The organism is Pseudomonas sp. HAR-UPW-AIA-41 (genome assembly GCF_002304225.1).
Lineage (GTDB): Bacteria > Pseudomonadota > Gammaproteobacteria > Pseudomonadales > Pseudomonadaceae > Aquipseudomonas.
Map to the genome: position 1 here is coordinate 1 of NZ_NSLB01000045.1, position 369 is coordinate 369.

General features: G+C 40.9%; 1 protein-coding gene. It reads left to right on the forward strand.

Translation table 11 applies throughout. The features are described 5' to 3' along the window. Positions 1–369: fumarylacetoacetate hydrolase family protein (locus CK486_RS17800; RefSeq protein WP_177434014.1), on the forward strand; the 369-nt coding region annotated here is incomplete at both ends.

Genomic DNA, 369 nt, shown 5'->3' on the forward strand with positions numbered 1-369 from the left:
GAACTCCAGCTGGTGTAGGCTTTGGTATGAACCCACCTAATTTGCTGAAAGCTGGCGATACAGTGGAAATTACGATTGAGCAAGTTGGTACTTTACAGATTGTGTCAGCTGATGAAATTGAAGATCCGCATCAATTAAATATTGAGACGAAAGTTAACGGGGAAATCCGTCAGCAATCGAATACAAAGTATTTTATTTTTCCGATTGATGAAATTATCTCCACACTCTCTAAAGGAATGACATTAGAACCAGGTGATGTCATTGCGACAGGAACTCCAGCTGGTGTAGGCTTTGGTATGAACCCACCTAATTTGCTGAAAGCTGGCGATACAGTGGAAATTACGATTGAGCAAGTTGGTACTTTACAGA